Annotated in this window: 20 protein-coding genes; 4 read left to right on the top strand and 16 right to left on the bottom strand. The window is 60.5% G+C overall.

Annotation, left to right across the window (positions count from 1 at the left end; translation table 11 throughout):
* Positions 1-10 precede the first annotated feature (10 nt).
* Together NAT23_RS06610 and NAT23_RS06605 are read right to left on the bottom strand one after the other, a co-directional pair.
* Entirely contained in the window at positions 11-532 is a 522-nt protein-coding gene (locus NAT23_RS06610) for a DUF1850 domain-containing protein (RefSeq protein ID WP_251926601.1), read from the bottom strand.
* 4 nt (positions 533-536) lie between these two features.
* Complete coding sequence (locus NAT23_RS06605; RefSeq protein ID WP_251926599.1) at positions 537-1580, bottom strand: TAXI family TRAP transporter solute-binding subunit; 1044 nt, start codon at positions 1578-1580, stop codon at positions 537-539.
* Between the two features lie 293 nt (positions 1581-1873).
* Between NAT23_RS06605 and NAT23_RS06600 the strand changes: the two genes are divergently transcribed.
* Complete coding sequence (locus NAT23_RS06600) at positions 1874-2377, top strand: hypothetical protein (protein ID WP_251926596.1); 504 nt, start codon at positions 1874-1876, stop codon at positions 2375-2377.
* Positions 2378-2469: 92 nt separating this feature from the next.
* Here the strand turns inward: NAT23_RS06600 and NAT23_RS06595 are convergent, their stop codons facing one another.
* The 4 genes from NAT23_RS06595 to NAT23_RS06580 form a co-directional block, all read right to left on the bottom strand.
* Positions 2470-3327 carry a D-amino-acid transaminase gene (locus NAT23_RS06595; protein WP_251926594.1) on the bottom strand — a complete coding sequence of 286 codons (858 nt, stop codon included), beginning with the start codon at positions 3325-3327 and terminating at the stop codon, positions 2470-2472.
* 20 nt (positions 3328-3347) lie between these two features.
* A complete protein-coding gene (gene dgcA / locus NAT23_RS06590; protein ID WP_251926593.1) occupies positions 3348-4337 on the bottom strand; it encodes an N-acetyl-D-Glu racemase DgcA in 990 nt (329 codons plus the stop codon).
* The gene (dgcN, locus tag NAT23_RS06585) at positions 4334-5332 is read right to left on the bottom strand and encodes an N-acetyltransferase DgcN (protein WP_251926592.1); all 999 of its coding nucleotides are present in this window, start codon (positions 5330-5332) and stop codon (positions 4334-4336) included. The genes dgcA and dgcN overlap by 4 nt, the downstream gene beginning before the upstream one ends.
* 174 nt (positions 5333-5506) lie before the next feature.
* Complete coding sequence (locus NAT23_RS06580) at positions 5507-5656, bottom strand: hypothetical protein (RefSeq protein WP_251926590.1); 150 nt, start codon at positions 5654-5656, stop codon at positions 5507-5509.
* 213 nt (positions 5657-5869) lie between these two features.
* Between NAT23_RS06580 and trhO the strand changes: the two genes are divergently transcribed.
* On the top strand, positions 5870-6808 hold the full coding sequence (gene trhO / locus NAT23_RS06575; protein ID WP_251926588.1) for an oxygen-dependent tRNA uridine(34) hydroxylase TrhO: 939 nt from the start codon (positions 5870-5872) through the stop codon (positions 6806-6808).
* A 56-nt stretch (positions 6809-6864) separates the two neighbouring features.
* Here the strand turns inward: trhO and glnE are convergent, their stop codons facing one another.
* The 4 genes from glnE to NAT23_RS06555 form a co-directional block, all read right to left on the bottom strand.
* Positions 6865-9780: a bifunctional [glutamate--ammonia ligase]-adenylyl-L-tyrosine phosphorylase/[glutamate--ammonia-ligase] adenylyltransferase gene (gene glnE / locus NAT23_RS06570; protein WP_251926585.1), complete on the bottom strand. Its 2916-nt coding sequence runs from the start codon at positions 9778-9780 to the stop codon at positions 6865-6867.
* A gap of 120 nt (positions 9781-9900) precedes the next feature.
* Positions 9901-10332, bottom strand: coding sequence for an OsmC family protein (locus NAT23_RS06565; RefSeq protein ID WP_251926583.1), 432 nt, complete (start codon positions 10330-10332; stop codon positions 9901-9903).
* Between the two features lie 84 nt (positions 10333-10416).
* Positions 10417-10917, bottom strand: coding sequence for a thiol peroxidase (tpx, locus tag NAT23_RS06560; RefSeq protein WP_251926581.1), 501 nt, complete (start codon positions 10915-10917; stop codon positions 10417-10419).
* A 161-nt stretch (positions 10918-11078) separates the two neighbouring features.
* Positions 11079-11462, bottom strand: a complete 384-nt coding sequence (locus tag NAT23_RS06555) for a diacylglycerol kinase (RefSeq protein ID WP_350028318.1) — start codon at positions 11460-11462, stop codon at positions 11079-11081.
* Positions 11463-11593: 131 nt separating this feature from the next.
* Between NAT23_RS06555 and NAT23_RS06550 the strand changes: the two genes are divergently transcribed.
* Positions 11594-12571: an acrylyl-CoA reductase family protein gene (locus NAT23_RS06550; protein ID WP_251926578.1), complete on the top strand. Its 978-nt coding sequence runs from the start codon at positions 11594-11596 to the stop codon at positions 12569-12571.
* 61 nt (positions 12572-12632) lie between these two features.
* Here NAT23_RS06550 and NAT23_RS06545 read toward each other — a convergent pair whose 3' ends face one another.
* From NAT23_RS06545 to NAT23_RS06530, 4 genes are all read right to left on the bottom strand, one after another.
* On the bottom strand, positions 12633-13493 hold the full coding sequence (locus tag NAT23_RS06545) for a universal stress protein (RefSeq protein ID WP_251926576.1): 861 nt from the start codon (positions 13491-13493) through the stop codon (positions 12633-12635).
* A 17-nt stretch (positions 13494-13510) separates the two neighbouring features.
* The gene (locus NAT23_RS06540) at positions 13511-15010 is read right to left on the bottom strand and encodes a SulP family inorganic anion transporter (RefSeq protein WP_251926574.1); all 1500 of its coding nucleotides are present in this window, start codon (positions 15008-15010) and stop codon (positions 13511-13513) included.
* A 416-nt stretch (positions 15011-15426) separates the two neighbouring features.
* A complete protein-coding gene (locus NAT23_RS06535) occupies positions 15427-16020 on the bottom strand; it encodes a Yip1 family protein (protein WP_251926573.1) in 594 nt (197 codons plus the stop codon).
* Positions 16021-16213: 193 nt separating this feature from the next.
* Positions 16214-17041 carry an inositol monophosphatase family protein gene (locus tag NAT23_RS06530; RefSeq protein ID WP_251926571.1) on the bottom strand — a complete coding sequence of 276 codons (828 nt, stop codon included), beginning with the start codon at positions 17039-17041 and terminating at the stop codon, positions 16214-16216.
* 269 nt (positions 17042-17310) lie between these two features.
* On the opposite strand from NAT23_RS06530, the gene NAT23_RS06525 reads away from it, so the two are divergent.
* Entirely contained in the window at positions 17311-18159 is an 849-nt protein-coding gene (locus tag NAT23_RS06525; RefSeq protein ID WP_350028317.1) for a mechanosensitive ion channel family protein, read from the top strand.
* Positions 18160-18238: 79 nt separating this feature from the next.
* Here NAT23_RS06525 and NAT23_RS06520 read toward each other — a convergent pair whose 3' ends face one another.
* Together NAT23_RS06520 and NAT23_RS06515 are read right to left on the bottom strand one after the other, a co-directional pair.
* Positions 18239-18442, bottom strand: a complete 204-nt coding sequence (locus tag NAT23_RS06520; RefSeq protein WP_251926569.1) for a hypothetical protein — start codon at positions 18440-18442, stop codon at positions 18239-18241.
* Between the two features lie 138 nt (positions 18443-18580).
* Positions 18581-19384, bottom strand: coding sequence for a YrhK family protein (locus NAT23_RS06515; RefSeq protein ID WP_251592405.1), 804 nt, complete (start codon positions 19382-19384; stop codon positions 18581-18583).
* Positions 19385-19432 lie beyond the last annotated feature (48 nt).

Below are 19432 nucleotides of genomic sequence, written 5' to 3'. Positions count from 1 at the left end.
GAGAAATCTCCTAGGAAAACACGTTCAGCGCTTTGTTTATTTTTAGAAGCCAGGGGCGCACCAGTGATGGCGCGAAGTGAATCAAAGTGCCGCGGGTTGCTGTGATATGAACCAGGGATGCACGCTCTGGAAAGTAAAACGGAAACCACGCCCCGCCCCACCCGAGGGCATAGGTTTCATCAGGCGCAACCTGTATCCAGAGTGGGTCGACGCGACGCGAGAATCCGCGCATCACGACAAACCCATCGACCAGCTCGGTACGGGTCCCCCCCTGCGACGGCACCCCGGCGCCAAAGGTCTTGAACCGGGTCTGGTCGAGCATGAGTGCTGCGTGCTCGCGCCGATAAGTTTCATACCAAACCTCTTTTTCGACTGAATGACGCCAACGCATCTGAAACGTTGTCTGCTCCGGCATTACGAAGGCGTAGTAAGGGAGGTTGTCGTGGTTAACGACCAGAAGCGGCAAAGGCACGGCCCCGGCCGCCAGCGACAGCGCGCCGACAACCAGAGCCGATACCGCAACGCGCCTCATTCGGTCACTTTGACGTAGAGAGAGTTTCGTAGAACGCTTTCGCGCCCGAGTGTACCGGTAGAACCAGATCCTGGTTCATGGTGTCACGCTCGACACGCTTGAGCGCCCCGACCGAGACCTTGTCGGTGCCAAGATACTCGTAGAAGCGCTTGGCAAGATCCTTGGCCACATCGTTGTTCATGCTGTCGGGCACGATCAGCAGATTGCGAATGGCCACCGTCTTGACCGCCTGATCGAGGTTGTAGCGCTCAGGTGCCTTGGCCGGCAGTGTGAAAGTTTCGTAGTACGGGTACTTCTCGAGCAGGCTCTTGGCGGTATCGCCCTCGACCGGTACAAACGTGATGTCGTTAGACTGCATCAAGCCGGTAATGCTGCTGTTAGGGACGCCAGAGGTGAAAAAGGCAGCATCGAGATTGCCGTTGCTCATTTCGGTGACGCTGTCGGCGTAGCCCGTATGACTCACGCGCCCGAGATCCTCGGTGGAAAGCCCGGCTGCTTCAAGCACCTTGAGCGCGCTTTGCTCAACACCCGAGCCCACCTTGCCCACGCCGACGCGCTTGCCGGCCAGATCCTTGATCGATGAAATGCCACTTTCCTCGGTCGCCACCACCTGAACGACATTGGGGTAAAGGCCAGCAAGTGCGCTGATTTTCGCCGGCTGCCCCTCGAATTGCCCCTGACCGTTAAGCGCATCAAAGGCTACATCGCTCATCACGATCGCAATCTGGTTGAGCCCATCGCTGATGTTGTTGATGTTTTGAACCGAGGCACCGGTCGAGACAACCTGCACGTTATCGACCAGATCACTCTGCTCGAAGATTGTCTTGAGCGCGCCGCCGATGGGGTAGTAGCTGCCGGAGGTGCCGCCGGTTCCGAAGATGAGGTTAACCGTCTCGGCCGCCGTCGACGCGCCGTCATTGCCGCCCTGTTGCTTGCTCTGGGTCGAGGCCTGCGACGACGCCTTGTCATCGCCGCCATCGCTGCAACCCGCCAGTGCCAGCGCGCCCAAAAGCGCGGCTGCGCTCAGTTTCATTGTTATTGAAGGCATCGTTTGTTCCCTAGTGTTTTATTGGTAAGCCGTAAGTCAGCCTACAGGGTGGGAGCTGATATCGGCCATCAAGCATGATCTCGACTTTAGTATGATCTCTGTGAACTAACGCCGTTCGATACGCCATTTCGCACCATTCAAAGCCCGGCAAATACGTTTAACTGAACGCATCATCCCATGACTGGCACCCGGACCGCTTAGCTCTTAAGATGAACACTTTATTTGATACGCCCGTTCGAACGCGTCTGCGCTTTCATTTTTCCTCGACCTGACGATGCTTTGAGACACTTGCCATGATGAAGTCGATTTCACGGTGGGTACGTTACCCCCTTATCCTGCTTGCGCTGGCACTGGCCGGCTGCGCCTCGGGCCTGAACGCTCAACAGCAGCAGGAATACGCCATGTACAAGGAACGCGGCCAGGTCCAGGTGGTCAAGGACCCGGACTCAAGCGCCATTCTCGGCATGCTTCCGGGCGGCGGCTCCTGGTATACCGGCAATTACGGCGTGGCCGCACTAAACACCGCACTGTGGCCTCTGTCGATGCTGTGGGACCCGGCCAACGGTTATAACGCGGCAACATCTGCCAACTACCTGGCCACACGGTCTTACCTGCAGGAGCAGCAGCGTAAGGAAGAAGCCCGTCTGAAAACCAAGCGCGCGACCGGAAAGCTCTCAGAACCGGACTACGCCAAGGCCTTGAAAGAGTTGAGGGCCAAATACACCATCACGCCCATGAACCAGATCCTGACCCAGCCGGACACCAAACAGGAACTGGCAAGCAACACGCGCCGCTAAGCCTTGCCTGGGCATTCAGCGCAGATGAAAACGCCCGGAGAGTACGCTCCGGGCGTTTTTTATTCGACATTTATCCCCACCCGTGCGCCCGCCTACATCGCATGCGCCCGACTGTGCTTGAGGTAGTGCGCTCGCAGCTTATCCGCCACGGGCCCTGGTGCGCCGTTTCCGATCAAATGGCCATCAACGCTTATGACACTCGTCACCATCGAGGTGGCCGAGGTCATGAACGCCTCCCGAGCCGATTTGGCCTCATCCGGCGTAAAGGCACGAAGTTCGATCAAAAGGCCCTCGTCGTCGGCAAGCGAGAGCACGGCGGCGCGTGTGATGCCGTGTAATAAATCCGCTGACAGTTCCCGAGTCACCAGCACGTTGTCCTGCGTCAGAATAAACGCGTTGCTCGAGGAGCCTTCGGTCACGTACCCCTCTTCGACCAGCCAGGCGTCATCGGCGCCGGCGGCTTTCGCCGCCATCTTGGCCATGGAGGGATACAGAAGCTGGGTGGTCTTTATGTCACGACGATGCCAGCGCAGATCGGGCTGGGTCGCGACCCGCGCGCCGCGCTTTGCAAGCGCGCTCTCGACAATGGCCTTTTCCTGGGTGAACGCCACAAGCGTCGGCGGTGTCCCTTCTGGCGGATAGGCGAAGTCGCGGTCGGCCACGCCCCGCGTCAGCTGCAGGTAGACCAACCCCTCGTCAAGCGCGTTCTTCTCGATGAGCGTGCGATGCATCTCGAGCAACGCGTCATCACTTAGTTCAAGGCTCATGGAAAGCTCGGCCATCGACCGCCTGAGCCGGGTAAAATGGCCCTGACAATCGATCAACTTGCCCTCCAGCACCGCACAGACTTCGTAGATGGCATCAGCCATCAAAAACCCGCGATCGAACACGGACACCGTGGCCTGCGCTTCAGGCAGATACTGCCCGTTGATGTATACCGTACGCGTCATCGTTTTCTCGCCTTGCTGTACTAGCCCCAAAGTGCCGGCGATGCCGGATGAATGCCCGCGTCGTCAAATTGCATGGGCAGCGCCCGGTCCTCGGACAGAAGCAAGGGCGCGTCGAGGTCGACGACATCGGCCCCTTGCGCGACCAGAAGCGCCGGCGCCATGGAAAGCGACGAGCCCACCATGCATCCGACCATCACGCGAAACCCGAGCGCCTCGGCCGCCTGCTTGAGCGCAAGCGCCTCGGTCAGGCCGCCGGTCTTGTCGAGCTTGATGTTGATCATGTCATAACGACCACGAAGCCTTTCAAGCGTCGAGCGGTCATGGCAGCTCTCATCGGCGCACACAGGCAGGTCACGCGTCAGTGTTTCAAGCGCGGCGTCCTGATCGACCGGCAGCGGCTGCTCGACCATTTCGACCCCAAGCGCCACCATGACAGGCGCCAAAAGCCGATAGTCCTCGACCCGCCACCCTTCGTTGGCATCGATGATGATGCGCGCGTTGGGCGCGCCCGCCCGCACGGCACGAAGGCGCGCGATGTCCTCATCGCCCTCGCCCCCAAGCTTCAACTTGAGCAGCGGCCGGTGGGCGTGGCGCACGGCTTTATCGTGCATCGCGCTTGGCGCGTCGAGCGATAGGGTATAGGCCGACACCACCGGCTCCGGTGGCGAACTCAGCCCAGCCAGTGCCCAGACGGAAGTTCCTGCGCGCTTGGCCTCGAGATCCCACAGCGCACAATCAAGGGCATTTCGGGCGGCCCCGGCCTGAAGCGCCGTTTGAAGCTCCTCTCGGGTCATGCCGGCCGCGAGGCGGTCACGCAGACTCTCGATCGTTGCCATCACGCTTTCAACGGTTTCGCCGTAACGCATATACGGCACGCACTCGCCCTGTCCGCGCGCGCCGGTCTCATCATGAAGCGTGACCGTGACAGTACGCGCCTGTGTTCGAGAGCCTCTGGAAATGGTGAACGCGTCGGCGAGTGCAAAGACCGTTTCCTCGACGTCGAGTTTCATGACAAAAGCGCCTCCGCCAGCCGATCGGCGCCGTGTCGGAACGGATCGATGCACGGCAGCCCCAGCCGCTGCTCGAGCTCATCGAGATAAGAGCGCGCCTCATCGTCATCAAACGCCGCGGTGTTGACGGACACGCCAACGACGCGGCAGTCCGGATTGACGATCTGCGCCAGCGGCAAAGCCGTGTCTCGAAGCTGCTCGAGGGTTGGCAGTTCATAGTGAGGGAGTCCGCGCATGTGGGTTCGGGTCGGCTCATGGCAGAGCACCAGCGCATCGGGCTGGCCCCCATGAATCAGTGCCATTGTCACCCCGGAAAACGAAGGGTGGTACAGGCTACCCTGCCCCTCGATGATGTCCCAATGATCTTCGGCGTTGGCCGGCGATAGCCACTCGACCGCACCAGCCATGAAATCGGCGACCACCGCATCAAGCGGCACTCCCTCACCCGTGATCAGGATGCCGGTCTGCCCGGTCGCCCTGAAATCGGAAGGCACGCCGCGCGCCTTGAGGGCCGCATCCAGGGCAAGCGCCGTGTACATCTTGCCGACAGAACAATCGGTGCCCACCGGCAGGCACCGCTTGCCGGCGCGCGTCTTGCCATCGCCGATGGGGTAGCTCTGCTGGGGTACGCGCACATCGAACAGGGACCGGCCATGTGTCTCAGCGGCCCTGGTCAGCCGGGGCTCGTCCGTCAAAAGATTGTGAAGACCGGAGGCAATATCGAGCCCCTTGGAAAGCGCGTACTCGAGCACCTCGAGCCAACTCTCGGAAATGACGCCGCCTCGATTGGCCACGCCGATCACCAGAGTCTTCGCGCCCTGCTCGACGGCCTCATCGATGCTCAATTCAGGCAGTTTCATGTCCGCCTGGCAGCCGTCCAGCCGGAACTGGCCAAGCGCGTAGTCTGGCCGCCAATCCCGAATGCCCTGTGCGACCTTTGCGGCCAGCGGATCAGGGGCATCGCCCAGGAAAAGTAGATACGGCGTGTTCAACATGAAAAGGCCTCCCGGTGGCAAGTGACACTCGCGTCGTCGATGTGGTGGTTGCACGCCCGATGACACGATGAGACCTCAACATAACGCGCCTGAGACAGCGAATAAACGGCCATGTGCAAAAACGGCTCGCCGTAGCTGTCCCTCACCTCTTGACCGGGCTTGAAACCGGTGCGTTTATTTAATGAACCTGCGTTGAACGCGCTTGAGCAGGGACTGAGCCCGAGCGCCCGGGCGAGCCGACACCAACGCCATGAGCAGCCCCAACGCTCCGAAGATCCCGATGATGGTCACAAGGACAATACCGATGGCTTCAAAAAATGACATAAATTAACCTTTTGAAATGCATGAACTTTTCCCTTAAACCTACACCACTTTTCCAAAAAGGTTCAATAATGCCCCGCGACACAATGCAGCACCGCCGCTCTTGCCTGAACCGCCACGAACGCTAAACTAGCGCCCCGAAAACCACGCGTGAGCAATCACGCGCCGTCTTTTATCCGGTCCATCCTTTGCGAGGATGACCTACTGGAGAGCTCCATGAATGCACCCATCGTGGTGGCAGCGCTTTACAAGTTCGTCACGCTGCCCGATTACCAGGACCTTCGCGCCCCGCTGCTTGAGGTCATGACAGAAAACGACATCAAGGGCACGCTGTTGCTTGCCGAGGAAGGCATCAACGGCACTATTTCCGGCACGCGCGAGGGCATCAATGCGCTGATTGCCTGGTTGAAACGCGACGAGCGCCTGAGCGATCTCGAGCACAAGGAATCGCCGGCCGACGAGCAGCCGTTCTACCGCACCAAGGTCAAGCTCAAAAAAGAGATCGTGACCATGGGCGTGCCGCAGATCGACCCCAACCGTCAGGTCGGCACCTACGTCGACCCCAACGCGTGGAACGACGTGATCAGCGACCCCGAGGTGCTGGTGATCGACACCCGCAACGACTACGAAGTGGCCATCGGCTCCTTCGACGGCGCGGTCGACCCCAAGACCAAGACGTTCCGTGAATTTCCCGAGTACGTGAAAAATCACTATGACCCGGAAAAACACAAGAAGGTCGCGATGTTCTGCACGGGGGGGATTCGCTGTGAAAAGGCCTCGAGCTACATGCTGAGTCAGGGCTTTGAAGAGGTGTACCACCTGAAAGGCGGCATCCTTAAGTACTTGGAGGAAGTGCCAAGCGAAGAGTCCAAATGGCACGGCGATTGTTTCGTATTCGACAACCGCGTCACGGTCAAGCACGACCTCAGCGAAGGGGAATTCGAGCAGTGCCACGCCTGCCGCCACCCGGTCTCCGTCGAGGATATGCAAAGTGACCGTTACCTGCCCGGCATCAGCTGTCCGCACTGCTGGGAAGCGCTGCCTGAGAAAACGCGGGAACGTGCCATCGAGCGCCAGAAACAGATCGAGCTTGCCAAGACGCGCAATCAGCCGCATCCCATCGGCTTCGATCAGCGCCAGCTCAAGCAAGAGTGAACGCTACAACATCTGTAAGAAAAGGCGCCTGACGGCGCCTTTTTTGTGCGGAGGGCTTAAGTTGGCGTGTCACTGCCGGATGCGGCCAGATCCTGCCCCATCCAGTGCTTCCATACCGCCGTGACCCCTGCGCGCTCAGCGTCGAACATCGACGCATCCGTTAGGCTCTTTTCATTGTTGAGCGCCATACGATGCGTTTCGCGGCGGTAGGCGAGATAGGCGTTTCGAAGCATGTCGGCGTCGGCAAGCGCCATCTGGCCGCTGGATTCAAGCGTCTCGATCAGCCGGATGTTATCGGTAAAGGCCAAAAGCGCGCCGGTTTCATGGGAATGGGCCAGCACCATGTACTGATTGAGAAATTCGATATCCACCAGCCCGCCCGGATCCTGCTTCAGGTGGAATCGGCTCGATGCCCTCGCCTGCGCGTCGCTGCCCAGATGCGCACGCATCTTGTCGCGCATTTCCACCACCTCCTGCTTGAGGCGCGCATCATCTCGCGCCTTTGAAAGCACATCCCGGCGAAGCGTCTCGAAGCGCTCGGCCAGCGCCTGATTACCGGCCACGGGCCGGGCGCGCACCAGGGCCTGATGCTCCCAGGTCCAGGCGTGGTGATGCTGATAATCGGCAAAGGCGTCAAGCGTCGACACCAGAAGCCCTGCATTACCCGAGGGCCGCAGGCGCATGTCCACCTCGTACAGCACGCCGGCCGGCGTTACGGCCGTCAGCAGATGGATGATGCGCTGCCCGAGGCGGGTGAAGAACACCGGCGCATCGATCGCACGCGGCCCCGGCGTTTGTGAGGCGGTCGAAGGCTCGAACAGAAACACCAGATCCAGGTCGGAGCCATAACCAAGCTCGATGCCGCCCAGCTTGCCATAGCCGATAATGGAGAATTTCGGGCCACGCTCATGCCCCTCGGGCACGCCATGCTTGTGCGTCAGGCTGCGCCAGGCCATACCGAGCACCGCCTCGAGCACTACCTCGGCGATCATGGTCAGGCTGTCGCTGATGGTCATGATGTCGTGCACACCGGCCACTTCACCGGCAGCCACATGCAACACCTTGGCATGCCGAAAATGCCTTAGCGCCTCGATCAGCGCCTCGTCATCGTCGTCGGGGATCCGCGCCAGCGCCTGTCGAAGCTCATGGGTCAGTGTTTCGCGGCTGGGGCTGACGCCTAAAAGCGCTGGCGACAGCATTTCATCAAGCAGCATCGGGTAGCGCGCGATCTGCTCGGCGATCCAGGCGCTTGCGCCACAAAGACGAACGAACTGGCGCAGGGCATCGGGATTTTCGCGCAAGAGCGACAGATAGGCGGTGCGTCTGAGCACGGCCTCGATCAAGGGCAGTACCCGCTCCAAGGTGCGCGTGGGCGCCTCGGTGGCGGCCACTTCGGCAATCAACATCGGCATCAGTGCATCGAGGCGCTCGAACCCGACCCGCTGCATGTTGATCACCGACTTGCCGTGCTTGAGCCGATACAGCCGGTTCAGGCTACGCTCGGCATCATCAAAGCCGTGACGCGCCATGAGGGCGAGCGCCTCGGTGTCTGACAGGCTCTGCTCCCACAACGAGCGCCACTGCTCAAGCGCCGGATCGAGGGCGCTTCGCGCGTCGGCGTCCTCATCGGGTGCCGCCACGACGGCGTCGAAATGAGTCCGAACGCGGGCGCGGCTTTGCTCAAGCCGATCAAACAACGCCGCCCAGCTCGGCTCGCCCATGGCATACGCCAGCCGAAGCTGGTCCAGCGCCTCCTCGGGCAACGCCTGGGTCTGGCGGTCGTACTGGGCTTGAATCGCGTGCTCGAGATCGCGCAGAAAGACATAGTCGTCGTGCAGCTCATCGACGGCGCTGGCCGGCAGCAGCTCGAGCGGTTTTAAAACATCGAGCGCCTGTTTGAGCGACGGCGTTTGCAGCTCGCGGTCGCGCCCACCTCGAATCAGCTGGAAGGCCTGTACCACGAACTCGACTTCGCGAATACCCCCCCGCCCGAGCTTGATGTTGTCCTCGATGTCGCGTCGGCGCACTTCTCGGTTGATTAAGCCCTTCATCTCGCGAAGCGATTCGATCGCCCCGAAATCGATGTACTTGCGGTACATAAACGGTTTGAGCTCATCGAGCAGTCGCGCACCGGCGGCGCGGTCCCCGGCCACGGGGCGCGCCTTCAGAAGCGCGAAGCGCTCCCACTCGCGCCCCTGGTCCTGATAATAACTGGTGGTGGTCGAGAACGGATTGACCAGCGGCCCGCCGTCGCCGAGCGGGCGCAGCCGCATGTCGACCCGAAATACGAAGCCATCGGCGGTAATTTGATCGAGCGCGGCGATCAGCTTTTGACCGATGCGCGTGAAATATTCCTGATGATCGAGCGACCGGCGCCCGCCCTCGGTCACGCCCCGACGCTCGAATGCGAAAATCAGATCGATGTCGGAGGAGAGATTGAGCTCACCGGCACCGAACTTGCCCATCCCGAGCACCACCAGTCGGGTGCGCTCCCCGTTGTCCATCAGCGCAGGCCGACCCCACCGTTGCGCGTAGTGGTTTTCAAGCCAGGTCAGGGCGCCGTCAAGACACAGTTCGGCAAGGAGCGTTACGGCGCGCGCGGTGGCCCAGGCATCGGCCTGGCCGGTGAGGTCACGCCAGATGATGCCTGCCATGCGGGTGCGCCTAAACCGTCGAAGGGCTGCATAAAGCGCCACTTCATCCTCGGCGGCGTCAAGCGCCGTCTCGAGCAGTGTCTTCAGGTGCTCGCGGGAAGGTTCGACCGCCCATTCATCGTGCTCGGAAAGCCGAGTGAGTATCTCGACATCACGAACGATCAGCTGCCCCACGAACGGCGACGCCAACACGACCGTCTTGAGCTGCTTTCGCCGCTCGGGCTCGAGCCAACTGTCCACCTTGGACGGAAGCCCAGCGATGATTTCGTCAACGGCGTGCTCGAGTTGCTGGCGAAGCTCGACGGGGGTAGACATCATGGGCTTTCGTCCTCGTTAGATGATGAAGTGACCGAACGGACTCTTTTTTATCATGCAAGAGGCGGTATCTGAATAAAAAAACGCCCCGCAGGAGCGAGGCGTTTTTAAAGGCTGCAAGGATCAGGAAGCCAGTTTGGCGTCCAACGTGATCTTTGCGTTGAAGAGCTTGGAAATCGGGCACCCTTCCTTGGCCTTTTGCGTGGCGTCGTCGAAATCGGACTGGCTGGCGCCGGGGACCTCGGCTTCGGTCTCCAGGTGGATCGCGGTGACCGTAAAACCGCTGTCGTCCTGCTCAAGCGTCACGGTTGCCTTGGTGTCGATGCGCTTGGGTTCGAGCGAGGCTTCACCCAGAATCATCGAAAGCGCCATGGAATAGCAGCTTGCGTGTGCAGCGCCAATCAGTTCTTCAGGGTTGGTGCCCGGCTGGTCTTCAAAGCGGGTATTGAATCCGTAGGGGTTTTCCTTGAGGGCACCACTTTCGGTGGATACAACGCCTTTGCCTTTCTTGAGGCTGCCTTCCCAATGTGCGGTACCGTACTTCTTGATACTCATACTTCCTCCATGAACAAATGGGTCCGACTGTGATGTAAGGGTAGCCAATCACACCACCTTTGCCAGCGGATCAGCTCGAGCCGGTCAGGCGAGCGCGGAAAGCGCGGCATCGTAGTTGGGTTCGGCCTTGATCTGCGGGCACAGCTCGCTGTAAAGCACCTGATCGTCTTCATCGAGCACCACAACGGCGCGGGCGCACAGTCCCTTCATCGGGCTGTCCTTGATCAGCACGCCATAATCGGTCTGGAATTCAGGATGGCGAAACGTGGAAAGCGTCTTGACGTTTTCAAGCCCTTCGGCCCCGCAAAAACGCGCCGCCGCGAACGGAAGATCGGCGGACACCACCAGCACCACGGTGTTTTCAAGACTCGAGGCCTGCTGATTGAACTGGCGGGTGGATGTCGCGCAGACGCCGGTATCCACGCTTGGGATGATGGAAATGACCTTGCGCTGGCCCTTGAACGACTCAAGCGTCGTGTCTTCGAGGCTCTGACCGGTCAGCGTGAATGCCGCGGCCTTGTCACCCTTTTGTGGAAACTGACCCTCGACCGTGACCGGGGTATCGCCCAGCTTGACTTCACTCATGACATCCTCCTTTAAACGAACCAGGGCGGCCCGAGCGGGCATCGCCTGATCAGAGTATGGGGGTGATCACGAAAGTCTCAAGCCGCGCGTGTACGTCATCCCTTTATGGCGCTTGCCATCAAACGTCCAAGGCGCGGGTCCAAAAGCGCCCAGAGCGTGTGTCAAAGCACACCAAAGCGCATCAGAAACAGCCCGCCCCAAACGGTTGCCGCCATGAGCGAGGCGGTCAACACAGCGGCGGAGCCGAAGTCCTTGGCCCGACCGGAAAGCTCATTCTTTTCAAGCCCGATACGGTCCACCACCGCCTCAATGGCCGAATTCAAAAGCTCCACCGAAATCACGAACAGCGCGCTCATCATCAGCATCATCCACTGCATCAGAGTGTCGGCGAGCCAGAAGCTGATGGGAAACAACACGACCAGCAGCACCAGCTCAAGGCGCAGAGCAGCCTCATGCCGCCAGCCAGCTAGAAGGCCCTGAAGGGAGTAGCGTGTCGAATGCAACAACCGGCTGAACCCGGTGTGCTGGGGTTTCATCGAAGGCATAGCAGGAATCATCGAAATCAAGGAGAAAACGCTGTAGCTGCCCGAGCGACGGCTACTCGCTGCGCTAATCCTAGCAGAGCCTCACAGCAATAGACTATGGTGGTTGGCAAGCCACCCACACAGGAGGAGTCATGGCACAGGCAGTAAGAGTCTTCGACACCGCGCCGCGAGTGAGGATCGAGCACATCGAGGACCCGGTGCCCGGCCAGGGCCAGGCCACCGTCGACATCGAGTACTCCGCGCTGAACTACAAGGACGCGCTGGCGTTGACCGGCCAGGGCAAGATCATTCGACACTACCCGCTGACGCCGGGCGTGGACGCCGCAGGCGTCGTGGCAGATTCCCGGGATGAGCGCTACCGCGCAGGCGATCGCGTGATCATGACCGGCTGGGGCGTGGGCGAGCAACACGATGGCGGCTACACCACCCGCCAATGCTTTGACGCCGATACCCTCGTGCTCTGCCCGGACAGTCTGGCCGCGAAGGACGCCATGACCGCCGGCACCGCCGGGTTCACCGCCATGCTTGCACTGATGAAGCTCGAAACGCTCAAGCAGCCCCCTTCGGCCGGGCCGCTACTGGTCACGGGCGCGACCGGCGGGGTGGGTCAGTGGGCCATCACGCTGTTGGCTGCAGCCGGATTCGAGGTACATGCGCTGACCGGAAAACCGGATCAGGCCGATCACCTCAAGGCGCTCGGAGCTTCCGAGATTGTCGATCGCCACGCCTTCACCGAAAAGCTTCGTCCACTCGACAAGGCCAGTTACGCAGGCGGCGTGGATACGGTTGGAAGCTCCGTGCTGGCGGCGCTTCTCTCACGCACGCACGATCATGGCAACGTCGCCGCGGTTGGACTGGCCGGCGGCATGGATCTCGATACGTCGGTGGCGCCGTTCATCCTCCGCGGTGTCTCGCTGCTGGGCATCGACAGCGTCCGCGCGCCTTTTGAGCAACGCCAAAAAGCGTGGCAGCGTCTGGCCGGGCTCGATGCCCGCGCATTCGGGCCGATGCAAGCTGGCGTGCTCGGATTCGACGCCCTCGAAGAGACAGCCCAGTCGATGCTCGAAGGCACTACGTCGGGCCGCTATCTGGTCGACCCAAACGCGTAATCCTTGCATAAAAAACGCGCGCCTTGATTGGCGCGCGTTTTTAATACTGAGCGGTCAGCGCTCAGCGAAGAACCAGCAGCGGAATCCTGGTGCGCTGAATCATCGCGGTCGTGGTGCTTCCGACCAGCAGGTGACGAATGCGCGAATGCCCATACGCCCCCATGACCGTCATATCGATGTCGTTTTCCTCGATGTAGTCATACAGCACGCTTTCCACATCGTCGCCGTCGCGCACCGCGCAGACCGTGTCAATGCCTGCGTCACTCAAAACGCCTTCCACCCAGGGCAAGCCCTTGCGCGAGGCGTCTGAGTCACTGCCGACCGCCACTGCGTGCACCGTGGTGCCCCGAAACAGCGGGCTGGCCGCCAGGCGCTCGATGCCCTTGCGGGTCGAGGCGCTGTTATCGAAGGCGAACAATACCCGCTCAGGCGCCTTGAACGCCTCGCCGGCAGCAATCAATACAGGCTTGTGCACCGATCGCAGCACCCGCTCCAGGTTCGAGCCCAGGTGGCCGCTGGCGCCGTGGGCGGTTTCACCGCGCTTGCCGACCACGAACAGCCGCACGCTGCCCTCGAGGTCTTCAAGGGTCGAGACCAGGTCGCCATGGCGCTGCAGCGATTCAGCGGTATCGACACCATCCTCGGACGCCCGCGCCGACGCGGCCTTGAGCATCAGCTTGCCGTTTTCCCGCGCGATGCGCGCCCGCTCCTGATCGAGCGACACCATGCTTTCGAGCATATGCTCGCGGGTGCCAAAGCCGATGTTACCGGAACGGTCGGCTTCTTCCGGGTAGAGCTTTCGATCCAGCACATGGAGAAAGGTCAACGGTGCGCCGAGTGCGTGACTCGCCCAGCTGGCGTAGTCACAGACCAGCTCGCCGAACCGGGACGCATCGATACAGGCCAGAATACGTTCACTCATCGCTTGTTCTCCTCACTTCAGTGTTCAATCGGCTTATCGAGCGCGTCGGGCTTGTCGTGCACCCCGTGGCGGTCGACCAGGGTCTGGCTGGCCTCGTTGAGGCCATGCACCTCGACCTCGCAGCCTTCTCGCCGAAACTTGAGGACAACGCGGTCAAGCGCGTCCACGGCCGTGATGTCCCAGAAATGCGCATGGCTTACGTCAATATGAACATGGGCCAGCGATTCCTTAAAGTCGAACGCGTTGGTAAACGCTTCAGTCGAGGCAAAGAAAACCTGACCGCGCACGTCGTAATGCCGCGTTTCACCGCCCTCATCGAGGGTGGAGGTGATGTGCAGGTAGTGTGCGATCTTGTTGGCGAAGAAAATCGCCGCGATTAGCGTACCGGTCACCACACCAATGGCGAGGTTGTGGGTATAAAGCACGACCGCCACAGTCGCGAGCATGACAATGTTGGTGGTCATCGGTTTCTTGGGCAGCTCCCGGATCGAGCCCCAGTCAAAGGTACCGATCGACACCATGATCATGACCGCAGCCAGCGCCGACATCGGAATGAGCGCCACCCAGTCGCCAAGAAAAACAACCATGATCAAAAGCCCGACACCGGCCACCATGGTCGACAGCCGAGTACGCCCGCCGGATTTCACGTTGATCACGGTCTGGCCGATCATGCCGCACCCGGCCATGCCGCCGATGAAGCCGGTCGCGACGTTGGCGATGCCCTGACCGCGGCACTCCTTGTTCTTGTCACTGTCGGTATCGGTCAGGTCGTCAACGATGGTGGCCGTCATCATCGACTCCATCAGGCCCACCACCGCAAGCGAAAGCGAGTACGGCAGGATAATCATGAGGGTGTCGAGGGTGAACGGCACATCCGGCATCAGAAAGGTCGGCAGGCTGTCAGGCAACTCGCCCAAACGCCCGACCGTTCGAAAGCTCTCGTTGGCCTCAATGCCGAACATCAGCGCTACCGCCGTCATCACCACGATGCATACCATCGGCGAGGGAATGGCCTTGCCGATGACCGGCACATAGGGAAAGAGGTAAATGATCGCAAGGCCACCAGCGCAGATCCACCAGACCGCATCAGGCTGACCGAAAAGCTCCGGCAGCTGCGCCATGAAGATCATGATGGCGAGCGCGTTGACGAACCCGGTCACCACCGAGCGCGGCACGAAGCGCATCCAGCGCCCGAGCTTCATGTACCCGAACACGATCTGGATCAGACCGGTCAGAATCGTTGCCGCTAAGAGATAATCCAGGCCATGGTCCTTAACCAGGCTGGTGATGACCAGCGCCATGGCACCGGTTGCGGCGGAAATCATGGCCGGCCGGCCGCCGGCCAGCGAAATGACGAACGCCATAGAGAACGAGGCATAAAGCCCCACGGCAGGGTCGACCCCTGCGATGATCGAAAATGCGATCGCTTCGGGAATCAGTGCAAGCGCCACGACTAGTCCGGAGAGGACATCGTTGCGCACATTAGAAAACCAGTGCTGCCTTAATGAGCCAATCATTTGTTCTTTCCACGTCTTTATAGTTGAAGTCGACACGTGTCTAACGCGCGCGTCACCGGTGAGCCGGTACAGCCTGTTAAAGCAACATTGTCGTTTTATGCGTAATCGGTCACGTCACTCATGGGCATGCGCCAGGAGTGACAAGCGCGGGCGCGCTTGTTCCGGGAGTTACCCCAGGAGGTGGGATGCGATGCTAGGGCGGAACGATCTGCCCTGTCGCTTTACTGGAAGATGTCGAGAGCATCGAAGTCTGCCTTTCGGTTGTCGGACAAGAGAAAGCTCGGCGTTCGAAACGAGGCCAAGTCTAACAATCTCATTCCGCGAGTGCACTCCCGAAAAACGCGCCCAACAGGCGCGCTTTTCATCAGAGGACAACAAATGCCTGCATTGATAAGCCTTGGAGAATCTCGGCCTGCTCACCCGACAATCATGGCGCCGTAGCCCCACAGCACCACCGTAATGGCCAGCAGCGCCTCGAGCACCAACACCCCGATCGCCATGGTGGTACTGAATACCAGCATGCTTTCCTTGCGGGTAATGTTGAAAAACGCCGGCAGCCCGACATAAAGAAGATAGGCGGTGTAGCAAAGCCCGACGACGATGGCCAGCGAGCAGAGCCAGACCAGCGGATACAGCGCCACGATGCCGCTTAGAAACATCGGCGTGCCGACATAGCCTGCAAACGTGATACACCGGTTGCGGCTGGGGCGGCCTGGAAAACGGCGGGCGCTCCAGTGAAGCACGGTTCCCACCAGGGCGACAGCGCCCAGAATGGCCAGATAGAACACGATGGCAAGTGTCAGCGCCGTCGTGAATTCAAGGGGAACATAGCGCCCTTCGCCGAAATGCCACCCGAAGGTGGTCGTGCCAATGAACGCACACACCACCGGCACCAGCGCCAGGAGCAGAACGTGGTGCGCATAGAGCTCTACCACCGATTCGCCCTCATGCTCGATCTGGCGCCACTCTCGGTTCGGGTGGGCCAACAGCCCCCATACGTGATGAATCATGAGACACCTCCTAGGAAGCCGACGGTCGCACATCGGCAGAATCCAGCGATGGTCTTCACTTCATCCTTCGCGACCTTCACCTCGAAGTATAGAAACACGCAGGCCATTGTCAGTACTTGGCGTCTCAAACTTGTGTATTAGCGAAGGGCTGAAAGTTGGGGGCCAAGGGCCGCGGGCAGATCAAGCGCCCGAATCAGTCCTCAAAAAGCGCCCGGCGCGCCGCTTCCCAGCTTGCCTGGTTCGGCGCGCACAAGAGGCCCCCGGTGCGCTGGGATGGCCGGTACGGCGTGCCATCCAGGTGCGCGCTAAAGCCGCCCGCTTCCTGGTGCAACAGCCAGCCCGCGGCGTGATCCCAGGGCATTAGCTTGTTGTAGAACAGCACATGACTGAACCCCTGCGCGGCCTGTCGATAGTCGTGCGCGGCGCAGCGAAGCAGCTGAACCATGCCGAACCTTGAGAACCGGCCATTGACCTGACTGCGCTGCGGCTCCAAAAGCGAGCCGGTCGAGAGAAAGCCCACCATCTGATCGACCGGCGCAGGCTCGGCCACCTTAAGCTCGCGCGTGCTGCCGTCCTGGTACTCGAGCCACGCGCCCTCGCCCTTCACGGCGTAGGCAATGTCGTTGCAGATCGGGTCAAGGATCGCGCTTGCCACCACTTCCCCGAACTGCGTGACCGCCGCCATGACCCCAAACAACGGCAGATCGGAGGCGAAATTCTTGGTGCCATCGATCGGGTCGACAATCACCGCAAGCGCCGCCTCATCGATGCGCTCGAGCAGGGTTTCATCCTTCGCGGTGGCCTCTTCCCCAATCACGATGGCCTCAGGAAAGCGCGCGCACACCTCACTGGTGATCAGCCGCTCGGCCGCCTCGTCGCCTTCGGTCACCAGATCGAACAGTGAGCTTTTCTCTCTGATCTGATCGGCCCTGAGGCTTCGAAAACGCGGCATGATCTCTTCCGTCGCCGCACGCTTGAGGATTGCACCCACCGCGCGTATGTCTGTCTTGTCGAACGTCATGCACCTCTCCCTGAAATGAGTCTACCGGCCCGGAAACGCCTCACCGGACACGCCCCGCCACTATAACAGGCCCACCCAGGTAAAAGGCCCACCCGGCGTGACCATCGACCGCCGTGCCCCGCCAGCGCCCACGGCGCATCCCTATGATCGACCGGTGAAACCCACTATTCTCTCGTCCGGTATCCGTCGAACGTATGAGTTGCTGCCCATCGTTGGCCGTGACGTACGCTGGGCCTGTTTTCACCGTAACCGCTGGAGAGTCGTTTACTATGGATATGAACATCGATGCGCTGTGGGAGCTTGTGCAGTACAAGGGCAGCGTGATCGCCCTTAATCTGGCCTACGCGCTGATCATTCTGGTTGTGGGGCTGTGGCTTGCCAAATGGTTGAGAGGCCTGATCACCAAGGCCATGACGCGCGCCAACGCCGACCCGCTTCTGGTCAAGTTCGGCACCAACGTCGCCTACGCCGCGCTTGTGGTGTTCGTGGCGCTCGCCGCCATCGGCAAGCTCGGCATTCAAACCACCTCGTTCGTTGCGGTCATCGGTGCTGCGGGGCTTGCCATTGGCCTTGCGCTTCAGGGCTCGCTTTCGAATTTCGCCGCCGGCGTGCTGGTCATCATTTTTCGTCCCTACAAGATTGGCGATTACATCGAGGGTGGCGGCGTCGCCGGCACCGTCATCGACGTGCAGATCTTCACCACCGAACTCAAGACCGGTGACAACCGCAAGATCATCGTGCCCAACAGCAAGATGACCAGCGGCGCGATCACCAACGTCTCGGCGTTCGAGACCCGCCGGGTCGATCTGGTCGCAAGCGTCAGCTACGACGACGACATCGACACCGTGCGCCGGCTGCTCGAAGAGGTGGTCGCCGCCGACCCGCGCGTGCTTCCAGAGCCTGCCACCAACATTCGCATGAACGCCCTGAACGACTCGACCGTCGACTGGATCGTGCGCCCGTGGGTCAAGGCAGGCGATTACTGGAGCGTGTACTGGGAAATGACCGAGGCGATCAAGCGACGCTTCGACGCCGAAGGCATCACCATCCCCTTCCCCCAGCGCGACGTACACCTCTACCACCACGACCGGCCGGCCGACTCGACCACCACACCCTGAGCGCCTCGTGCGCCGGGCGACAGCCACGCCATAAAAAAACCGGCCCAACGGGGCCGGTTTTCAGCAGAAACACACGCGCTTATCGGTTCTGTTTCTGGGGTTCGCCGCGGTTGGACTGCTGCATCTGTTGCTCGCGTTGGCGCTTGTTTTTCTTCTTGTTGCGAAACACCAGATACAACGTGCCAGCGATGGCCGAAAAAAGCAGGAAGTAGGCGAACACCAGCCCGCCCTGCAGGAACCAGTGGTAGGTGTCGTAATTGGCAACCGCGTCGTTATGGTTCATCACTCGCTCCTGATTGACTCGCAAATACCATCCGGGAAGGCCGCAGTCTAAATCAGCCCCGCTTCGACTTCGACGCCCTGCGACCTTATACCCGAGCGCACGGGTGCGCCTTCAGCTTTTTTAAAGGCTAACGCGCCGCTATGACCCATTTGGCAGCGGGTGAGAGGAGCGGTAATCGATCTCGCTGATTTCCCCGCGCAAAAACGCAAGCAGACGCTCATCGGCCTGTTCGTCCTTGGCGATCGCATCGAGCCGATAGCGGATCACGAGCCGCGAACGCTGATGATTGAACAGTCCACCCACCAGGAAAAACCCGCTGCCAATCAGAAACAGCCAGGCCAGAAACGCAAGCGTCTGGGCTTTTGCCGCCGGGCTTTCGAACTCCCACAGATACGGAATGGACGCCACCACGAAGAGCCCCGAACCCACCACGAACATCACCGCGGTCAGGTTCATCAGCTGAAGTGTCATCAAGGAGGAGGCTCGAATCACCATCATGACGTTGACGCTTGCCCCGATCACGAACAGCGCCGAGCCGACCACGAAGGTCCAGGCACCGATCTTGACCCAATCGATCCACGACAGAAACAAAAGGCTACCCACCGTAAACAGAATCGTTCCGAGCAAATACGCCCAGATCGCCACCACCTCGAGCGTCCGGCTCGGCGACAGCTTCTGCTTGGGCCAGAACCGGTGGACCTCCACCATGTCGTGCAAAAGCACGATCAGATACACCAGCGACCCCACGAAAAACAGCCACGCCCCGATGTCCTTCAAATGCTCGAGGGAGGGAAAGAAGAACACGCTGCCCACCATGAACAGCACCCCGCCCAGCTCGTACAACAGCGCATTGGCGAACTCCCATCGCACGTCGATCGAACGTTGACGCTTGGTTGAGCCGACCGAGGCGAGCCGGGGGCGATTGGTAAAGAGGTGAGGCATCTAAGCAGTCCATAAAAGAATGTAGGGCCAAGCATGGCAAACATACGT

The organism is Larsenimonas salina, from assembly GCF_023736155.1.
In the GTDB taxonomy this organism is placed as follows: domain Bacteria; phylum Pseudomonadota; class Gammaproteobacteria; order Pseudomonadales; family Halomonadaceae; genus Larsenimonas; species Larsenimonas salina.
This window is presented reverse-complemented; position numbering and strand designations above follow the sequence as displayed.

Bases quoted from the DNA above. Each gene is read 5' to 3' on its own strand.
- NAT23_RS06580 (WP_251926590.1), bottom strand. From the start codon at position 5,656: ATGTCATTTTTTGAAGCCATCGGTATTGTCCTTGTGACCATCATCGGG.
- dgcN (WP_251926592.1), bottom strand. From the start codon at position 5,332: ATGTTGAACACGCCGTATCTACTTTTCCTGGGCGATGCCCCTGATCCG.
- NAT23_RS06550 (WP_251926578.1), top strand. From the start codon at position 11,594: ATGGCACAGGCAGTAAGAGTCTTCGACACCGCGCCGCGAGTGAGGATC.
- NAT23_RS06610 (WP_251926601.1), bottom strand. From the start codon at position 532: ATGAGGCGCGTTGCGGTATCGGCTCTGGTTGTCGGCGCGCTGTCGCTG.
- trhO (WP_251926588.1), top strand. From the start codon at position 5,870: ATGAATGCACCCATCGTGGTGGCAGCGCTTTACAAGTTCGTCACGCTG.
- dgcA (WP_251926593.1), bottom strand. From the start codon at position 4,337: ATGAAACTCGACGTCGAGGAAACGGTCTTTGCACTCGCCGACGCGTTC.
- NAT23_RS06515 (WP_251592405.1), bottom strand. From the start codon at position 19,384: ATGCCTCACCTCTTTACCAATCGCCCCCGGCTCGCCTCGGTCGGCTCA.
- tpx (WP_251926581.1), bottom strand. From the start codon at position 10,917: ATGAGTGAAGTCAAGCTGGGCGATACCCCGGTCACGGTCGAGGGTCAG.
- NAT23_RS06555 (WP_350028318.1), bottom strand. From the start codon at position 11,462: ATGCCTTCGATGAAACCCCAGCACACCGGGTTCAGCCGGTTGTTGCAT.
- NAT23_RS06600 (WP_251926596.1), top strand. From the start codon at position 1,874: ATGATGAAGTCGATTTCACGGTGGGTACGTTACCCCCTTATCCTGCTT.
- NAT23_RS06525 (WP_350028317.1), top strand. From the start codon at position 17,311: ATGGATATGAACATCGATGCGCTGTGGGAGCTTGTGCAGTACAAGGGC.
- NAT23_RS06540 (WP_251926574.1), bottom strand. From the start codon at position 15,010: ATGATTGGCTCATTAAGGCAGCACTGGTTTTCTAATGTGCGCAACGAT.
- NAT23_RS06535 (WP_251926573.1), bottom strand. From the start codon at position 16,020: ATGATTCATCACGTATGGGGGCTGTTGGCCCACCCGAACCGAGAGTGG.
- glnE (WP_251926585.1), bottom strand. From the start codon at position 9,780: ATGATGTCTACCCCCGTCGAGCTTCGCCAGCAACTCGAGCACGCCGTT.
- NAT23_RS06545 (WP_251926576.1), bottom strand. From the start codon at position 13,493: ATGAGTGAACGTATTCTGGCCTGTATCGATGCGTCCCGGTTCGGCGAG.
- NAT23_RS06595 (WP_251926594.1), bottom strand. From the start codon at position 3,327: ATGACGCGTACGGTATACATCAACGGGCAGTATCTGCCTGAAGCGCAG.
- NAT23_RS06565 (WP_251926583.1), bottom strand. From the start codon at position 10,332: ATGAGTATCAAGAAGTACGGTACCGCACATTGGGAAGGCAGCCTCAAG.
- NAT23_RS06530 (WP_251926571.1), bottom strand. From the start codon at position 17,041: ATGACGTTCGACAAGACAGACATACGCGCGGTGGGTGCAATCCTCAAG.
- NAT23_RS06520 (WP_251926569.1), bottom strand. From the start codon at position 18,442: ATGAACCATAACGACGCGGTTGCCAATTACGACACCTACCACTGGTTC.
- NAT23_RS06605 (WP_251926599.1), bottom strand. From the start codon at position 1,580: ATGCCTTCAATAACAATGAAACTGAGCGCAGCCGCGCTTTTGGGCGCG.